This window comes from Pseudomonas sp. CFBP 8771 (assembly GCF_014841695.1).
Taxonomy (GTDB): domain Bacteria; phylum Pseudomonadota; class Gammaproteobacteria; order Pseudomonadales; family Pseudomonadaceae; genus Aquipseudomonas; species Aquipseudomonas baltica.
Genome location: NZ_JACYUJ010000003.1, coordinates 356,596 through 371,908, shown reverse-complemented (window position 1 = coordinate 371,908; position 15,313 = coordinate 356,596). Strand labels below are relative to the sequence as shown.

Here is a 15,313-nt window from a genome sequence, read left to right as displayed (position 1 = left end):
CGGCGCGGCAAATTCGCTAAACTGCCGTCGTTCATTCAGTCAGGTTTATTTCATGCATCCCGCAGCCGAACATTCTCCCCTGGGCAAGTCCAGCGAGTACGTTTCCACCTACACCCCCTCGTTGCTGTTTCCCATTCCCCGCGCAGCAAAGTGGGCCGAGTTGGGCTTGAGCGCGGAAACCCTGCCCTATACCGGCGTGGACGTGTGGAATTGCTTCGAGCTTTCCTGGTTGCTGCCTTCGGGAAAGCCGGTCGTAGCCATTGGTGAATTCACCATTCCTGCGGATTCACCGAACATCATCGAATCCAAGTCGTTCAAGCTGTACCTGAACTCGCTTAACCAGACGGCGTTTGCGTCGATCGATGACCTGCAGGCCGTGCTGGTGGCGGACCTTTCCGGGGCTGCCGGCAAGACGGTGGGCGTCAAGGTGCGCCGCTTGGAAGATGTGCAGGCGGAGGGCGTGGTTCAACTGCCTGGGGTGTGCATCGACGAGTTGGACATCACGGTCAGCAGCTACGATCACCCACAGCCGGAGCTGCTGCGTTGCGACCCGAGTTCCCTCGTGGAAGAAACCATCCATAGCCATCTGTTGCGGTCCAATTGCCCAGTCACCAGCCAGCCGGACTGGGGCAGTGTGTGTATTGCCTACAGCGGTCCGGCGCTGGACCACGCCAGCGTGCTTGCCTACCTGGTCAGCTTCCGTCAGCATTCGGATTTCCACGAGCAATGTGTCGAGCGGATTTTTACCGATCTGCAGCGACTTCTGCAGCCAGAAAGACTGACCGTGTTCGCCCGCTACGTACGCCGCGGCGGCCTGGACATCAACCCCTACCGCAGCACTGACGCGCTGCCCGCGGCCAATGGCCGGCTGGTTCGCCAGTAAGGGTGCATCCAGCAGCCGCTTGGGCAGGCGGCTGCAGTTGTACCGTCTTCAGATACCGATGTTGCCGAGCGTCTGCACGATATTGCGCAGTGCGCCAGCCACACCAGGGTGATCGACTTCGAAGCGCTCGACGGCCAGGTTCACGCTGTCGGCGACGGAAGGGTCCGCCGTGGCATTTTCCAGCTCCATGCGCGCCTTGATCTGCTCCATCAGGACGCGCATGTCTTCACGCTCCTCGAGCGACAGCGTCTGGTTCTTTTCCAGTTGCTCGCGCAGTTCATCGAGTTGTTCCTGCAATTCGCGGGCTGGCATGACGTTCTCCTTGAGTGATAGGCACTTACATGGACCGCGCCCCGTGCGCAAAGGTCCGTGTCGGCTCGCATCATTGGAATTCCATGCCGTTCCAGACGGCCGCTCGAATGAACTTGAGGGCGGGCCTGAAGTCTGGCATGGGTACGTTCAGATTGATCGGCAGCGCTGCGTTCGCCAGCGCACTGCCTAATCCGGCCTGGACACTTTATACTGGGCCACATTTTGTTGGCGGTCGCATGCGACCCAATCGTATCTCAAGGAGTAACACGTATGCGTCTGACCGGTTCAGCTGTCATCGATCGAGTGGCTGGAGCCTGTCTGCTCCTGGGGCTTGCCGTGGCGCCCGTGGTAGCACAGGCCGCCGAAGAGGATCCATGGGAGCCGGTCAACCGTGCGATCTTCCGGGTCAACGATACCTTGGATACCTATGCGCTCAAGCCTATTGCCCAAGGCTACCAGTGGATCACCCCGCAGTTCCTGGAAGACGGCATTCATAACGTGTTCAGCAACATCGGCGACGTCGGCAACCTGGCCAACAACGTCATGCAGCTCAAGCCTGCCGCTGCCGGTACCGACACTGCGCGGCTGATCTTCAACACCACCTTCGGCCTGTTCGGCTTCTTCGATGTGGGCACCAAGATGGGCCTGCAGCGCAGCGACGAGGATTTCGGCCAGACCCTGGGCTACTGGGGTGTAAGCAGTGGGCCTTACGTGGTCCTGCCGCTGATGGGCCCAAGCACCGTGCGCGATGCGTTCGCCAAGTATCCCGATACCTATACCTCACCGTATCGCTACATCGACCACGTGCCGACCCGCAATACCACGCTGGGCGTGAATCTGGTGGATACGCGCGCAAGCTTGCTGTCGGCTGAAAAGCTGATCAACGGCGACAAGTACATCTTCTTGCGTAACGCTTACTTGCAGAACCGTGAATTCCGGGTCAAAGATGGCCAAGTGGAAGACGATTTTTAATTGTAACCAGGCATTAAAAAGGCGACCCGAGGGTCGCCTTTTTAATGCGCGGCGTTCAGTCCATGCTTAGCGTGTGCAGGCCTATGATCTGCATACCATCCTGCTTCGAGCTTTCCACGCGTATCACTTCTGCCTGGATGTCCAGATCGCTGAGCGTGGGATGGTTGGAAGGCAGATGGACGCCAACCTGATCTCCTACGCTTAATTGAGTCTGGGCTTCCAGCTGCATACCGGTGCTCGAAAGATCCTTGCATACGGCGGGAACGACAACGTCGCCGACCCTGAGGTCGACCTTTGCATCCACAGTCATGCGGATGAAATCACGTTTCTCACTGTAGTCACGATCACTGTGGCTCATGGTTTGTCCTTCGATCTGGTTGCTATTGTTAACGTTCTTATAACCCAAGGTAATAGGCCAATCGGCCCGCCCTGGCCCGTGTCGCAACACCCTTGAAACGCTTGCCGGATGGGAGTACCGTCTGCGCCTTACAAGGCACCTCTGCATCCGAATGCTCAGGGCACCCAGCGCTTGTATTCGCCTCTGCGAGAGGCTAGAAGTAAAGGTAGGCGACCCATTGCTTGCATCGCCAGTTTTTACCTTGCTGACCTACTTACGACAACCAATTTCTGGCGCCGTTTGCCCACATGCAGAAAACCAGTGCAACGCTGCTGATCATCGATGACGACGATGTGGTGCGCGCAAGCCTTGCGGCCTACCTCGAAGACAGCAGCTTCAGCGTGCTGCAGGCGAACAATGGCCTGCAGGGCCTCCAGGTCTTCGAGCAACAACAGCCCGATCTCGTCATCTGCGACCTGCGCATGCCGCAGGTGGGCGGCCTTGAATTGATTCGCCAGGTGACCGAGCGTTCTCCCGATATTCCAGTGATCGTGCTGTCCGGTGCCGGAGTGATGAACGACGCAGTCGAGGCGTTGCGCCTGGGTGCCGCCGATTACCTGATAAAGCCTCTCGAAGATCTGGCCGTGCTTGAGCACTCGGTTCGCCGGGCTCTGGATCGCTCGCGGCTGCTGCTGGAGAATCGTCGCTACCGCGAGAAGCTGGAAACGGCCAATCGTGAACTGGAAGCCAGCCTGCATCTGCTGCAGGAAGACCAGACTGCCGGCCGGCAAGTGCAGATGAACATGCTGCCGCAGAGTCCCTGGAGCACGGACGGATTCCGTTTCGAACACCAGATCATCCCGTCGCTGTACCTGTCGGGCGACTTCGTCGACTATTTTCGGGTCGACGAGCACCGCGTGGCGTTCTATCTGGCCGACGTATCCGGTCACGGCGCTTCATCGGCATTCGTCACGGTTCTGTTGAAATTCATGACCACCCGCCTCATGTTCGAATCAAGGCGCGGTGGTGCGATGCCCGAATTCAAACCGTCCGACGTGTTGGGCCATATCAACCGGGGTTTGATCAACACGCGTTTGGGCAAGCATGTCACCATGGTCGGCGGGGTGATCGACGAGCACACCGGGCTGTTGACCTACAGCATCGGCGGGCATTTGCCGCTTCCAGTGCTGTACACCCCCGAGCAAACGCAGTACCTGCAGGGGCGCGGCCTGCCGGTGGGTCTGTTCAACGAAGCCACGTATACCGATCACGTCATGGCGTTGCCGGAGCAGTTCAGCCTTACCCTGCTTTCCGATGGGATACTGGACTTGCTGCCAGGCGAAACGCTGAAGGAAAAAGAAGCTGCATTGCCTGAGATCGTCAGTGCAGCGGGCGGCAGCCTGGATGGCTTGCGGCAAAAGTTTGGACTGGCCACACTCGGGGAGATGCCGGATGATATCGCCCTGATGGTGCTGAGCAGGAACCTTGCATGAGTACTGGTAGAATCCAGTTTGCTGAACAAAGCGGCACGTTCGTGTTGAAATTCGTGGGTGAGGTGCGCCTGACGCTCTGCTCGGCGCTGGATGCGACGATCGAGCGGATCTTCACCGCCCTCGATTTTTCAGCCATCGTGATCGACTTGACCGAAACCCGCAGCATCGACAGCACCACCTTGGGCTTGCTGGCCAAGTTGTCGATCATGTCTCGTCAAAAAGTCGGATTGCTGCCAACGGTGGTGACGACTCACGAGGACATCACGCGCCTGTTGCAGTCCATGGGTTTCGATCAGGTGTTCAACATCGTCGGTCGCCCGATTCCTTGCCCCGACTGCCTGACAGACCTGCCTTCGCAGGATCTGTCGGAGGATGTGGTCAGGGCCAAGGTGCTGGAAGCGCACAAGATTCTCATGGGCCTGAACGAGTCCAACCGCGAAGCCTTCCACGATCTGGTGAACGCGCTGGAACGCAGCTGATTACCTTCGGGTGACTCGCTCGGCTATAAAAAAAGGCGACCTTGCGGTCGCCTTTTTCGTGTGCGGCAAACTGGAATCAGGAAACCTTGGCAGTCAGCAGGGTTTCGAGTTTTTCCTGATCGCGAGCGAATTGACGAATGCCTTCAGCCAGCTTTTCAGTGGCCATCGCGTCTTCGTTCGACGCCCAGCGGAACTGCGCCTCGGTCAAAATCTGCTTGGGTTCGCCGGCATTGCCTGGCTTGAGCTTCTGCTCCAGCGTGCCTTCATCTTCGGCCAGCTTGTGCAGCAGTTCCGGGCTGATGGTCAGGCGATCACAACCGGCCAGTTGCTCGATCTGGTTGATGTTGCGGAAGCTGGCGCCCATGACCACGGTCTTGTAGTCGTTGGCTTTGTAGTAGTTGTAGATGCGCGTCACCGACTGCACGCCTGGATCGTCGGAACCGGTGTATTCCTGGCCGGTGGATTTCTTGTACCAGTCGTAGATGCGACCCACGAACGGCGAGATCAGGAACACACCAGCATCGGCGCACGCCTGTGCCTGGGCGAAGGAGAACAGCAAGGTCAGGTTGCACTGAATGCCTGCCTTTTCCAGCTTCTCGGCGGCGCGGATACCTTCCCAGGTGGAGGCCAGCTTGATCAGCACACGCTCGCGACCGACACCGGCCTTTTCGTACAGGTCGATGATCTGGCTGGCCTTGGCCAGCAGGGCCTGCTCGTCGAAAGAGAGGCGAGCGTCGACTTCGGTGGAGATGCGGCCGGGGATGGCCTTGAGGATCCCGGTACCCACGGCGACCGCGAAAGTGTCCGACGCTAGACCGACATCACCGTTGCTGTCGCTGATGGTCTTGCGCAGCATGTCCTTGTAGGCTTCCAGCGAGGCAGCCTTGAGCAGCAGCGACGGGTTGGTGGTGGCGTCGACCGGCTTGAGCTTGGAGATGGCGTCGAAGTCGCCGGTGTCGGCTACCACGGTGGTCATTTGCTTGAGTTGTTCCAGCTTGGAAGTCATGAGCGTGCTCTGTCCTGTGCGAATGAATGACGTTACCCGAGCGCTGCGTCCGGCTCAAGGGCCAAGGGCGTGCAGCAGGGGGAGGGCGGCGGAAAGACCTACGTTCGAGTGTCGCGCCGCGCGACGGTTCAATGGATCGAGTATGCGCTCCTATCGGGTCAATGATGCATCGTTGGGCGATCAGCGCCCTTCGAGCAATGCCCCGGCCTGATCGAGCAGCGCCAGCGGGTCATCGGCCTTGTGGATATCCACCGACAGCAGTTGACGAAACTTGCGCGCGCCGGGAAAGCCCGTACCCAAGCCGAGCATGTGCCGCGTAACGTGGTGCATGGCGCCGCCTGAGGCGATATGCGCGGCGATGTACGGCCGCATCTGCCGCAGCGCGTCGAAACGGCTGATCACCGGCGTGTCGCTGCCGAACAACTGCTGGTCGACCTGCGCCAGCAGGTATGGGTTGTGATAGGCCTCGCGTCCCAGCATCACACCATCGAAGGTCTGCAGATGCTCGGCGCAGGCTTCCAGCGTCTTGATGCCGCCGTTGAGTATCACTTCCAGGTCCGGAAAATCCGCCTTCAAGCGCTCGGCAATGTCATAGCGCAGCGGGGGGATGTCACGGTTCTCCTTGGGCGACAGGCCCTCAAGGATGGCGATGCGTGCGTGCACGGTAAAACTGCGGCAGCCAGCTTCGCGCACCTGCCCGACGAAATCACACAGCGCCTCGTAGCTGTCGCGGCCATTGATGCCGATGCGGTGCTTGACCGTGACCGGAATCGACACCGCGTCGCGCATGGCCTTGACGCAGTCGGCCACCAGCGCAGGGTGCGCCATGAGGCAGGCGCCGATCATGTTGTTCTGCACACGATCGCTGGGACAACCCACATTGAGATTGACCTCGTCGTAACCGTGCGCCTGCGCCATGCGCGCGCACGCGGCCAGATCGGCCGGCGTGCTTCCACCCAACTGCAGCGCGATGGGGTGCTCGGCATCGTCGTAGCGCAGAAAGCGCTCGTGATCGCCATTGAGCAAAGCGCCGGTGGTGACCATTTCGGTGTAGAGCAGGGTGTGCCGCGAGAGCAGGCGCAGGAAGTAGCGACAGTGGCGGTCGGTCCAATCCATCATGGGTGCCACGCTAAAGCGGCGGAAGGGCTCCAGGCTAGGCGTGGCGGGCGTTTCAGCTACATTCTGTACCATTTTACTCTGCGCGTTTTGTACCAGTTTTCGGGCGTTTTCGGACGTTTTCGTGGGGTGAGTGGTAAGTTTTACCACTGTGAGAATGACCTTAACCACTTTCGCCGGGGCCACTATTCGAGGACGAAAAAGGGCTGGCGAGGTGTTTGCTATGCAGGTCGGCTCCGTACGAAACGTGACGGGAGACAAGTCTACCAAGACACTCGGTCGTTCGTGCGAAAACAGGTCGCTTATCAAGCGCTGCAGGATGACCTTGAGGATCTGCGTTCTGAACGCCTGGCCATCGAACGTCTGTCTGGCATAGACACTGACTTGACCTTGAGCCTGGAAGAAATGAACGCCCGGTTCAAATAGGCATGTGTGCCGTACACCTGTGTTCTTCGTTTCCAGTGCGTGACAGATACAAAGCCCAATCTACCAGGCGAACCTGATACTAACCAAAGAGGCTGGTCAACGTGTCAATGATCAGCCCTTACCAGCGATAGTTGACCGAACCGACCAGCGCTCGCTCGTCGCCGTAGCGGCACGAGACGTTGCAGAACAGGTACTTCTCGTTGGCGACGTTTTGCGCCTTCATGGCCACGGTCCAGTTCTTGTCGACTTCATAGGTGACTTTCGCGTCGAACAGGGTGTAGGCGGAGACCTTCTCGTTGGCGTCCGAGCTGGACGTACGGCTGGTGCCCATGTAGCGGGCGCCGCCGCCGACCACTACCTGAGGCAGGCCCAAGGCAGTCAAGCGGTAGTCGGCCCACAGGTTGGCCATGTGATACGGCACGCCGTCGATGCGCGTACCTACGCGGGTGGACACCGCATCGTCGGTGATCTTCGCGTCGGTGTAGGTGTATGACGCAGTGGCGCTCAGGTTCGCGGTGATCTCCGCTTTGGCCTCAAGCTCCACACCGCGTGAGCGGGTTTCACCGAACTGCACGGTGTTGCCGGTGAGGTCGGTGCTTAGGGAGTTTTTCTGCTTGAGGTCGTAGACCGCGGCGCTCAGCAGCGCTGTGGTACCGGGCGGCGTGTAGCGCACGCCGATCTCGTACTGCTCGCCCTCGGTCGGATCGAACGAGGTGTTGGCGTTGGCGTTGAAGACGTTGGCCGGCAGGAACGACTGGCTCCAGCTGACATAAGGCGCCAGCCCGTTGTCAGCCTGGTAGACCAGGCCGATACGACCGGTGGCTTTCTTGTCATCGCGCGGCGTGCGAGCGCCAGTGGCGAAGCTGTAGGTTCGGCTTTCGGCCCAATCCTGACGACCGCCCAGCAGTAGAATCCACTTGTCGTCGAACTTGATCTGGTCTTGCAGGTAGACGCCGGTCTGAGCGCTGTGCAGGTCCGAGCCGGTGTTGGCGGTTGTGACGTTGGTCGCAGCGCCGTACACCGGATTGGCCGGGCTGAACATGGAGTTGGCGCCAGCGAAGCGATGAGAGTCGTAGGTCTTGTGGTAGTAGTCCACGCCCGCCAGCAGGGTGTGCTGCCAGCGGCCGCTGTCGAGGGTCCATTGCATGTTGTTGTCGCTGGTCCAGCCTTCTGAGCGCTCGCGGCGGATGCTAGGTCGGCGCGCCAGCTGGCCTCGGCTGCGCAGGGCGCCGCTGCCGGTATCAGCGATCTGCATGTAGTCCCAGCTCAGGTCCGCCTCGAAGTGGCGTAGCGAATGGCGGATTTTCAAGTCGGGTGTGAAATCGTGTTCGAACAGGTAGCCCAGACTGGTCGAGTAGTTGTTGTAGTGATCGAAGCCGCGCTCGCCGGTGAACAGGTCGCGGTCGACCTTGGGGTAGCGAGTGCTGGACGAGGTGGTCAGGTCGAAATCCAGCGGTGGTGCAAAGCCGGTACGGGTTTCTTGGTAGTTGGCCAGGACCGTCAGCGAGGTGCTGTCGTTCGGGCGCCAGGTGAAGGCGGGTGCGATGTAGCGGCGGTCGTCGTCGGTATCGGTGGTCTGGGTGCCACTGTCGCGCCAAAGGCCGGTCAGGCGATAGGAGAACTTTCCGGCTTCGTCGATCGGGCCGCCCAGGTCGAAGCTGTACTGTTTGCGCGCATGGCTGCCGTATTCGACATTGACTTCATGCAGGGGCGTGTCGGTCGGACGCTTGGTGATGGTGTTGAGCAGACCGCCCGGCGACAGTTGGCCGTACAACACAGAAGAGGCACCCTTGACCACTTCCACGCGCTCCAGGCCGTAGGGCTCGATGCCTCCGTCATACACGCTGCCTTGCAGTTTCATCCCATCGCGCAGAATGCCGCCGGTGCCTGAACCGACGTTGAAGCCACGGATCGCGAAGTCGTCGGCTACACGGCTGAACCCGCCTGGCTGCGCGATCACGCCTGGCGTGTAGCTCAAGGCCTCGGCCAAGGTGTCGGTCTTGCGGTTGTCCATCTCGTCGCGGGTGATGACCGAAATCGACTGAGGAATATCCTTGATCGCCGAGTCGGTCTTGCTTGCGCTGGTGCTGCGAGTCGCCACAGGTCCACGGATCTGGCCAGTCGGGTTTTCCAGGGCCTGGGCATCGATGGTGGTTTCCTGCAGCTCCAGGGTGGCGTTGGATATGGCAGCGCTGGCGCTGTCGGCGGCGTAGGCCGTGCTCAGTGGCAGGCCACTGAGTAGCATCGCCAGTGTCAGCGGGTGATAGGCAAAGATTTTTTTTGCCGGCATGGGGACTCCTGTGCGTTAAACGTTGTTTGCCTGAAGGACGAAATCAGGCCGCGCCTCCGTCTCGACGATCAGCACAAGCAGAACTGTAACAAATAGGAATGGTTATTATTCATATTTTGCTGCGAATATCTTTTGGAAAGCTACACCCCTTAGATGCTCGACCCGAGGGCAGGGCGCCTCGCATTGCCCTCTCGAACTGTCACTACCAGCGCTAGCGGCGATCATGACCGTCAAGTCCGCCACGCCAAAGGGGCCTGACGATCACTGTCTAAGCTTATGTTTATTCAGTATTAATTGGATTGAAAACGGTCGATTACACTCAGCGACCGCAAGCCAGACGCAGGCGCTTTCCGATGTTCGCTTTATCTATTTCAACACGTCTGGAGGTCAACCGATGACCTTCGACTACGCGTTCGCGTTGTCCACGCTTCCCGCTTTTGCGCGCGCCGTGGGGGTCACTTTGCAAGTCGGCTTGATCGCAATCCTGAGCTCACTTGCCGTCGCGGTGCTCAACGCGGGCATCGCCACGTTCCGGGTCCCGGTGCTGCATCGGCTCGTGCCGCTGTACGTCGAGCTTGCGCGGAATACGCCGCTGCTGATTCAGCTGTTCTTCATCTACTTCGCCTTACCCGCTCTGGGCGTGCGGATTTCCGGTTTCGCAGCGGCGGTCATTGCCATGACGTTTATGGGAGGTGCGTACCTGACCGAAATACTGCGCGCGGGCATCGAAGCGGTGCCCAAGTCGCAGATCGAGTCTGGCCTGTCCATCGGTCTGTCGCGCTGGCAGCTGTTGCGCCATGTAGTGCTGCCCCAGGCAGGCATTCTCAGCTTGCCTGCGCTGTTCGCCAACTTCGTGTTCCTGCTCAAGGAGACCACGGTGGTGTCGGCCGTTGCCGTGCCGGAAATTCTCTACACCACCAAGAGTTACATCGCTCTGTATTACAAGACCTACGAGATGCTGGCAGTGATGACCGGGTTGTGCGTGCTGTTGTTCTTACCGCTGTCGTTGCTGCTGGGCCTGCTGGAAAGGAGGCTCCAACATGGCCAGTTCGGGTCTTGAGCTGCTCTGGGTATCGGCACCTCAACTGCTGACCGGGGCCGGTCGCACCTTGGGTATTTCCGCGCTTGCGATCGTGTTCAGCAGTGTCGGCGGCCTGTTCTATGGCGTGCTGCGCAGCCTGGGCAAGCGCTGGCTGGACGTGCCGCTGAGGGTCTACCTGGAGCTGTTTCGCGCCATTCCGGTACTGGTCTGGTTGTACCTGTTCTTCTTTGGCCTGCCGATCTTCTTCGGCGTCAGCCTGCCTGCGTTCTGGTGCGCGGTGCTGGTGTTGTCGCTGTGGGGCGCCAGCGAGATTGGCGAAGTCGTGCGTGGCGCGCTGCGCTCCATACCCCGCGGGCAGCGCGAGGCAGGACTGGCCATCGGCCTGGGCCTGGGCCAGTTGTACGGTCGGGTATTGCTGCCCCAGGCGCTCAAGCGCCTCACGCCGCCGGTCATCAACGTCTGCACCCGTTTGCTCAAAACCAGTTCGCTGGCGGTGCTGATCGGCGTTGTCGACATCACCAAGGTGGGCCAGCAGATCATCGAGCGCACCTACGAGTCGGTGCTGATCTACGGCTTCCTGTTTGTCTTCTTTTTTATCGTCTGCTATCCGCTGTCGGGCGCTTCCCGCGTGCTTGAACGGCGCTGGAATCACGCATGAGCGCATTGATCGAACTCGCAAGCTTCAGCAAGAAATTCGCCGATACACCGGTGCTGACTGACATCGATCTGCGGGTGACCGAAGGCGAGGTGGTGGTGATCCTGGGCCCCAGCGGCTGCGGCAAGAGCACTTTGCTGCGCTGCCTGAACGGCCTGGAACTGGGCCACAGCGGTACCTTCACTTTCGATGGGCAGTTGCTGCCTGCCAATGCCGACTGGCGCCGCGTGCGTCAGCAGATCGGCATGGTGTTTCAGAGCTATCACCTGTTTCCTCACATGACCGTGCTGCAGAACGTGCTGCTGGGGCCGCTGCAAGTGCAGAAGCGCGATGTCCGGGAAGCGCGGCAGCAGGCCGAGGCGCTGCTGGCTCGGGTTGGCCTGGCCGAACGCGCCAACGCCTACCCCCGCGAGCTGTCGGGCGGCCAGCAGCAGCGGATAGCCATTGTGCGGGCACTGTGCATGAACCCCAAGGTCATGCTGTTCGACGAAGTCACCGCTGCGCTGGATCCGGAAATGGTCAAGGAAGTCCTCGAGGTGATCCTCGATCTGGCGCAGGGCGGCATGACCATGCTCATCGTTACCCACGAAATGGCCTTCGCCCGCGCGGTGGCCGACCGCATTTTGTTCATGGACCGCGGCCGTATCGCGGAACAGAACGATCCTGAAACCTTCTTCAGCGCCCCGCAGACCGCACGCGCGCAGCAGTTTCTGGAAAGGTTTTCCTACGTAGAAAACATGCCGAAAAGGAAAGCATCGTGAACTTCAAAACTGCCCTGGTTCTACCCGTACTCGCCCTTGTATTGCTGGCCGGTTGCGATAAACCGGCCGAACCCAAGGCCGCCACCCCAGCCGCGACGGCGAAACCTGCCACCAGCTACCTGGAAACCATCAAGGCCCGCGACAAGCTGATCGTCGGGGTGTTCAGCGACAAACCGCCCTTTGGTTTCGTCAATGAGCAGGGCGAATACGTCGGGTTCGACACCGATCTGGGCAAGCGCTTCGCCAAGGACCTGCTGGGTGACGAGAAGAAAATCGAGTTCGTCAGCGTCGAGCCGGCCAGCCGCATCCCATTTCTGCAGAGCGACAAGGTCGACCTGATCCTGGCCAACATGACCGTGACACCCGAGCGTAGCCAGGCGGTGGACTTCACCAACCCGAACCTGCGTGTCGCCGTGCAGGCGTTGGTGGCGGACGGCAGCAGCGTACAGCAGCTCGATGACCTGGCCGACAAGACCACCATCATCACCACCGGCACCACGGCCGATCTGTGGTTGACCAAGAATCACCCTGACTGGAAGCTGCTCAAGTTCGAAAAGAACTCCGAATCACTGCAAGCCCTGGCCAGCGGCCGCGGCGACGCCTATGCCCAGGACAACCTCGTGCTGTTCAACTGGGCCAAACAGAACCCCGGTTACCGCGTACTCGCCCAGAAGCTGGGCGATGAGGCGCCTATCGCACCGGCCGTGAAGAAAGGCAACACCGAGCTGCGCGATTGGGTGAACGACGAATTGGCCAAGCTGGGTGAAGAGAAAGCCCTGCTCAAGCTTTATGACCAGTACGTGCGCAAGGACTTGCCAGCGGACACCGACCCTAATCTGGTCATCGTGGAGGGTGGTCGCTGGAAGCCGTGAAGGCGGACGAGCTCGCGGATCAGTTCTGCCCCAGCTTGAAATGGAAATTCTTCATGAAATTCCACGAGTAGGAGGGCGGCGGAGAATAGCAGCCAGGTTGATTGGCGGGCGTGGCGTCACAGCGCACTGTGTAGCCCTTGCTGCCGATCTCGCGACCGCCTTCGCCGGTGCCTTGGTCGCTGTAGGAGGCACAGCCGCTCAGTACGCCCAAGATCAATAGTGCAGACAGTGTTTTCATTCCAGACTCCTTCCGTAGAGCGCGCAGCTTAGCCTCGATCCGTTTTCAAAAGCTATCCACCTGCGAACATGCCTCCACCGCCGCGCGCCTGATGTGATCAGGCGCGCGGTAGCTTTCAGGTATCGTTGCGCGCTGCCATCAGCTGCTTCATTTCCTCGCCGCGCAGCGGTGGGCTGAGCAGGTAACCCTGGACGAACGGGCAGCCCAATGCCTGCAGCCGGTCCAGCTGGTCCTGGGTTTCCACGCCTTCGGCGACGATGTCGACATCCAAGGCGCTGCCCAGCGACAGGATGCTGGTGACGATGGCGATGGTGCGTCTGTGGGTCATCATGCGCGTGACGAACGAGCGGTCGATCTTGATCGAGTCGATCGGGTAGCGGTCGATGTAGCCCAGCGAGCTGTAGCCGGTACCGAAGTCATCCAACGCGATGTGTACGCCCAGCTCGCGCAGGTCGGCGAGGGCGATCGCCACGGTTTCCGGTTCGTTGAGGAAGACCGATTCAGTGATTTCGATCTGCAGGTTGTGGGCGCTGAAGGAGGTGTCCTTCAGTATTTCCGCGACCTTTGCCACGAACCCGACATGGTTGAGCTCGGCACCCGAGACGTTGACGTTGAGCTTCAGTGTGCAGGCCGCATTGGCGTTCCAGCGCTTGAGCTCGGCACAGGCGGTCTGCATGACCCAGCGGCCCATTTCATGAATGATGCCGATGTCTTCCGCCACTGCGATGAACACGTCGGGCGGCACGTTGCCGAGCACGGGGTGCTGCCAGCGGACCAGCGCTTCCACGCCTTCGATGCGGCGCGAGCGGGCGGCAAAAATTGGCTGGTAGACCAGGTAGAACTCTTCTCGCGCCAAGGCGTGCTTGAGCGCGTTGCGCATCAGCAGCAAATCGACCGCCGCCTGGCGCATGGACAGGTCGAACAAGGTCCATTTGCCTTGGCCTTGTTTCTTTGCCGCGTACATGGCGACGTCGGCATCGCGGACGAGGTCTTCGGCGCTGGTGTGAGCGGCGTCGAGTGTGACGATGCCGACGCTGCAGGAGGTGAAGATCGCCTGGCCCTCGACGTCGACGGCAACTCCAAGCGCCTGGATGACCCGTTGCGCGGTCTCTATCGCAGCGTGCTTGGAGTCATTGCCGGTGTGGAGGATGGCGAACTCGTCACCGCCGATGCGCGCCAGCACGGCGTTGCCGTTCAGGCAGGACTCCAGCCGCTGCGCCACGATCTGCAAGAGGATGTCACCGGCACGGTGGCCCATGCCGTCGTTGATGTATTTGAAGCGATCCAGGTCCATGTACAGCACTGCCGCTTCGCGCTCGGCATGGTCAAGGTTGAACACTTCCTGAATCTTGGCCATGAAGTAGGCGCGGTTCTTCAGCCGGGTCAGGTCGTCGTGGAAGGCGGCGTAGGTCAGCTCTTCCTGGATTCGTTCACGCTCCACCAGGCGCGAGCGCAGCGCTACCTGTTCCTCGCGGTCGATCTGCGCCTGCTTGAGGCTTTCTTCGGCTTCCTTGCGCTCGGTGATGTCACGCTGCACGGACACCCAATGGGTGAACCAGCCTTTTTCGTTGGCCACCGGCACGATGCTCAGCTGCACCCAGAAGCGGGTACCGTCACGGCGCGTGTTGATCAGTTCGACTTCGATCGGCTGCCACGTGGACAGGGCGCTGCGGATCTGATCCAGGGTGCCGCGATCGGTTTCCTCGCACTGCAGGATACGCGGCGTCTTGCCGACGATTTCTTTCAGGCTGAACCCGGTGGTGGCCAGGAAGGCCGGGTTGCAGTAGACGATCCGCGGGCCGGGCTGGTCGATCGGCTCGGCCTCGGTGATCAGGATCGCATCTTTGGCATGAACGACCACCGATTCGAGCAGGCGCAGACGCTCGATCACTCCGGCAGGACCGGTACTGGCGGCCACCGGCAGGGACGGCGCCGAGTGGTAGAGAGCAACGGAGTGAGTCTTGAGTGCGTAGATCTGGGCGGCGCTGAGCAACTTGAACGGTGGCGTCAGCGCCAGCAGAACGATGCCGACGAGCGCGTCGCTGTGGTCTTTGACGGCGATGCACACGCGGTAGGTGTCCGCCAGCGAACCGAGAAAATCCGGGATCGAATGGATGAAAGGCGAGCCGTCGCCGATGTCGACCACGTCGCCGTAGGACATCAGCATGCGCAGCCAGGACTCGGTGGCGGCATCGACCGGCACTTCGCGCGTCGTGCCGCAGGCGGCAGTCACGTGCCAGGCGCCGGGTGCGCCTTCGATGAGCAGGGCGCCGCAACAGTGTGTGATGGCCGCTGCCGCCTGAACCAGACCTTGAAGAGCGGTGTGCTTTGAATCTTTTTCAGGGACAGCTGCGAGCATGTGAAGGACCCAGACAAGGACGAGAAACGGCGACCTCATGTCACTCGATGTCATTTTGACATCATTGTGATA

15 protein-coding genes are annotated in these 15,313 nt (G+C 60.4%); 8 read left to right on the top strand and 7 right to left on the bottom strand.

Annotation, left to right across the window (positions count from 1 at the left end; genetic code table 11):
• Positions 1-52: 52 nt before the first annotated feature.
• The gene (gene queF, locus IFT80_RS09215) at positions 53-883 is read left to right on the top strand and encodes an NADPH-dependent 7-cyano-7-deazaguanine reductase QueF (protein WP_192137392.1); all 831 of its coding nucleotides are present in this window, start codon (positions 53-55) and stop codon (positions 881-883) included.
• Between the two features lie 48 nt (positions 884-931).
• Here queF and IFT80_RS09210 read toward each other — a convergent pair whose 3' ends face one another.
• Positions 932-1,195: a DUF4404 family protein gene (locus tag IFT80_RS09210; protein ID WP_122477471.1), complete on the bottom strand. Its 264-nt coding sequence runs from the start codon at positions 1,193-1,195 to the stop codon at positions 932-934.
• 270 nt (positions 1,196-1,465) lie between these two features.
• On the opposite strand from IFT80_RS09210, the gene IFT80_RS09205 reads away from it, so the two are divergent.
• Positions 1,466-2,167: an MlaA family lipoprotein gene (locus tag IFT80_RS09205; protein WP_122477473.1), complete on the top strand. Its 702-nt coding sequence runs from the start codon at positions 1,466-1,468 to the stop codon at positions 2,165-2,167.
• 55 nt (positions 2,168-2,222) lie between these two features.
• On the opposite strand, the gene IFT80_RS09200 is transcribed toward IFT80_RS09205, so the two are convergent.
• Positions 2,223-2,525 (bottom strand): PilZ domain-containing protein, encoded by a 303-nt coding sequence (locus IFT80_RS09200; protein WP_122477474.1) that lies wholly within the window; start codon positions 2,523-2,525, stop codon positions 2,223-2,225.
• Between the two features lie 287 nt (positions 2,526-2,812).
• Between IFT80_RS09200 and rssB the strand changes: the two genes are divergently transcribed.
• Positions 2,813-3,997: a two-component system response regulator RssB gene (gene rssB, locus IFT80_RS09195; RefSeq protein ID WP_192103333.1), complete on the top strand. Its 1,185-nt coding sequence runs from the start codon at positions 2,813-2,815 to the stop codon at positions 3,995-3,997.
• The gene (gene rssC / locus IFT80_RS09190) at positions 3,994-4,476 is read left to right on the top strand and encodes an anti-sigma factor antagonist RssC (RefSeq protein WP_122477478.1); all 483 of its coding nucleotides are present in this window, start codon (positions 3,994-3,996) and stop codon (positions 4,474-4,476) included. The genes rssB and rssC overlap by 4 nt, the downstream gene beginning before the upstream one ends.
• A 76-nt stretch (positions 4,477-4,552) precedes the next feature.
• On the opposite strand, the gene tal is transcribed toward rssC, so the two are convergent.
• The 3 genes from tal to IFT80_RS09175 form a co-directional block, all read right to left on the bottom strand.
• Positions 4,553-5,482, bottom strand: coding sequence for a transaldolase (gene tal, locus IFT80_RS09185; RefSeq protein WP_122477480.1), 930 nt, complete (start codon positions 5,480-5,482; stop codon positions 4,553-4,555).
• Positions 5,483-5,662: 180 nt separating this feature from the next.
• Positions 5,663-6,673 carry a tRNA dihydrouridine(20/20a) synthase DusA gene (gene dusA, locus IFT80_RS09180; RefSeq protein WP_192137390.1) on the bottom strand — a complete coding sequence of 337 codons (1,011 nt, stop codon included), beginning with the start codon at positions 6,671-6,673 and terminating at the stop codon, positions 5,663-5,665.
• Positions 6,674-7,142: 469 nt separating this feature from the next.
• Complete coding sequence (locus tag IFT80_RS09175; protein ID WP_192137388.1) at positions 7,143-9,314, bottom strand: TonB-dependent siderophore receptor; 2,172 nt, start codon at positions 9,312-9,314, stop codon at positions 7,143-7,145.
• A 394-nt stretch (positions 9,315-9,708) separates the two neighbouring features.
• Between IFT80_RS09175 and IFT80_RS09170 the strand changes: the two genes are divergently transcribed.
• From IFT80_RS09170 to IFT80_RS09155, 4 genes are read left to right on the top strand one after another with little or no spacing between them, the layout of a single operon-like run.
• A complete protein-coding gene (locus IFT80_RS09170; protein WP_192137470.1) occupies positions 9,709-10,374 on the top strand; it encodes an amino acid ABC transporter permease in 666 nt (221 codons plus the stop codon).
• The gene (locus IFT80_RS09165; RefSeq protein WP_192137386.1) at positions 10,355-11,014 is read left to right on the top strand and encodes an amino acid ABC transporter permease; all 660 of its coding nucleotides are present in this window, start codon (positions 10,355-10,357) and stop codon (positions 11,012-11,014) included. The genes IFT80_RS09170 and IFT80_RS09165 overlap by 20 nt, the downstream gene beginning before the upstream one ends.
• The gene (locus IFT80_RS09160; protein ID WP_192137384.1) at positions 11,011-11,772 is read left to right on the top strand and encodes an amino acid ABC transporter ATP-binding protein; all 762 of its coding nucleotides are present in this window, start codon (positions 11,011-11,013) and stop codon (positions 11,770-11,772) included. Before IFT80_RS09165 ends, IFT80_RS09160 begins: the two co-directional genes overlap by 4 nt.
• Complete coding sequence (locus IFT80_RS09155) at positions 11,769-12,644, top strand: transporter substrate-binding domain-containing protein (protein WP_192137382.1); 876 nt, start codon at positions 11,769-11,771, stop codon at positions 12,642-12,644. The genes IFT80_RS09160 and IFT80_RS09155 overlap by 4 nt, the downstream gene beginning before the upstream one ends.
• Before the next feature lie 19 nt (positions 12,645-12,663).
• On the opposite strand, the gene IFT80_RS09150 is transcribed toward IFT80_RS09155, so the two are convergent.
• Both IFT80_RS09150 and IFT80_RS09145 read right to left on the bottom strand, forming a co-directional pair.
• Positions 12,664-12,882 (bottom strand): hypothetical protein, encoded by a 219-nt coding sequence (locus tag IFT80_RS09150; protein ID WP_192055426.1) that lies wholly within the window; start codon positions 12,880-12,882, stop codon positions 12,664-12,666.
• 115 nt (positions 12,883-12,997) lie between these two features.
• Positions 12,998-15,241, bottom strand: a complete 2,244-nt coding sequence (locus tag IFT80_RS09145) for a putative bifunctional diguanylate cyclase/phosphodiesterase (protein WP_122477592.1) — start codon at positions 15,239-15,241, stop codon at positions 12,998-13,000.
• Positions 15,242-15,313: the final 72 nt, after the last annotated feature.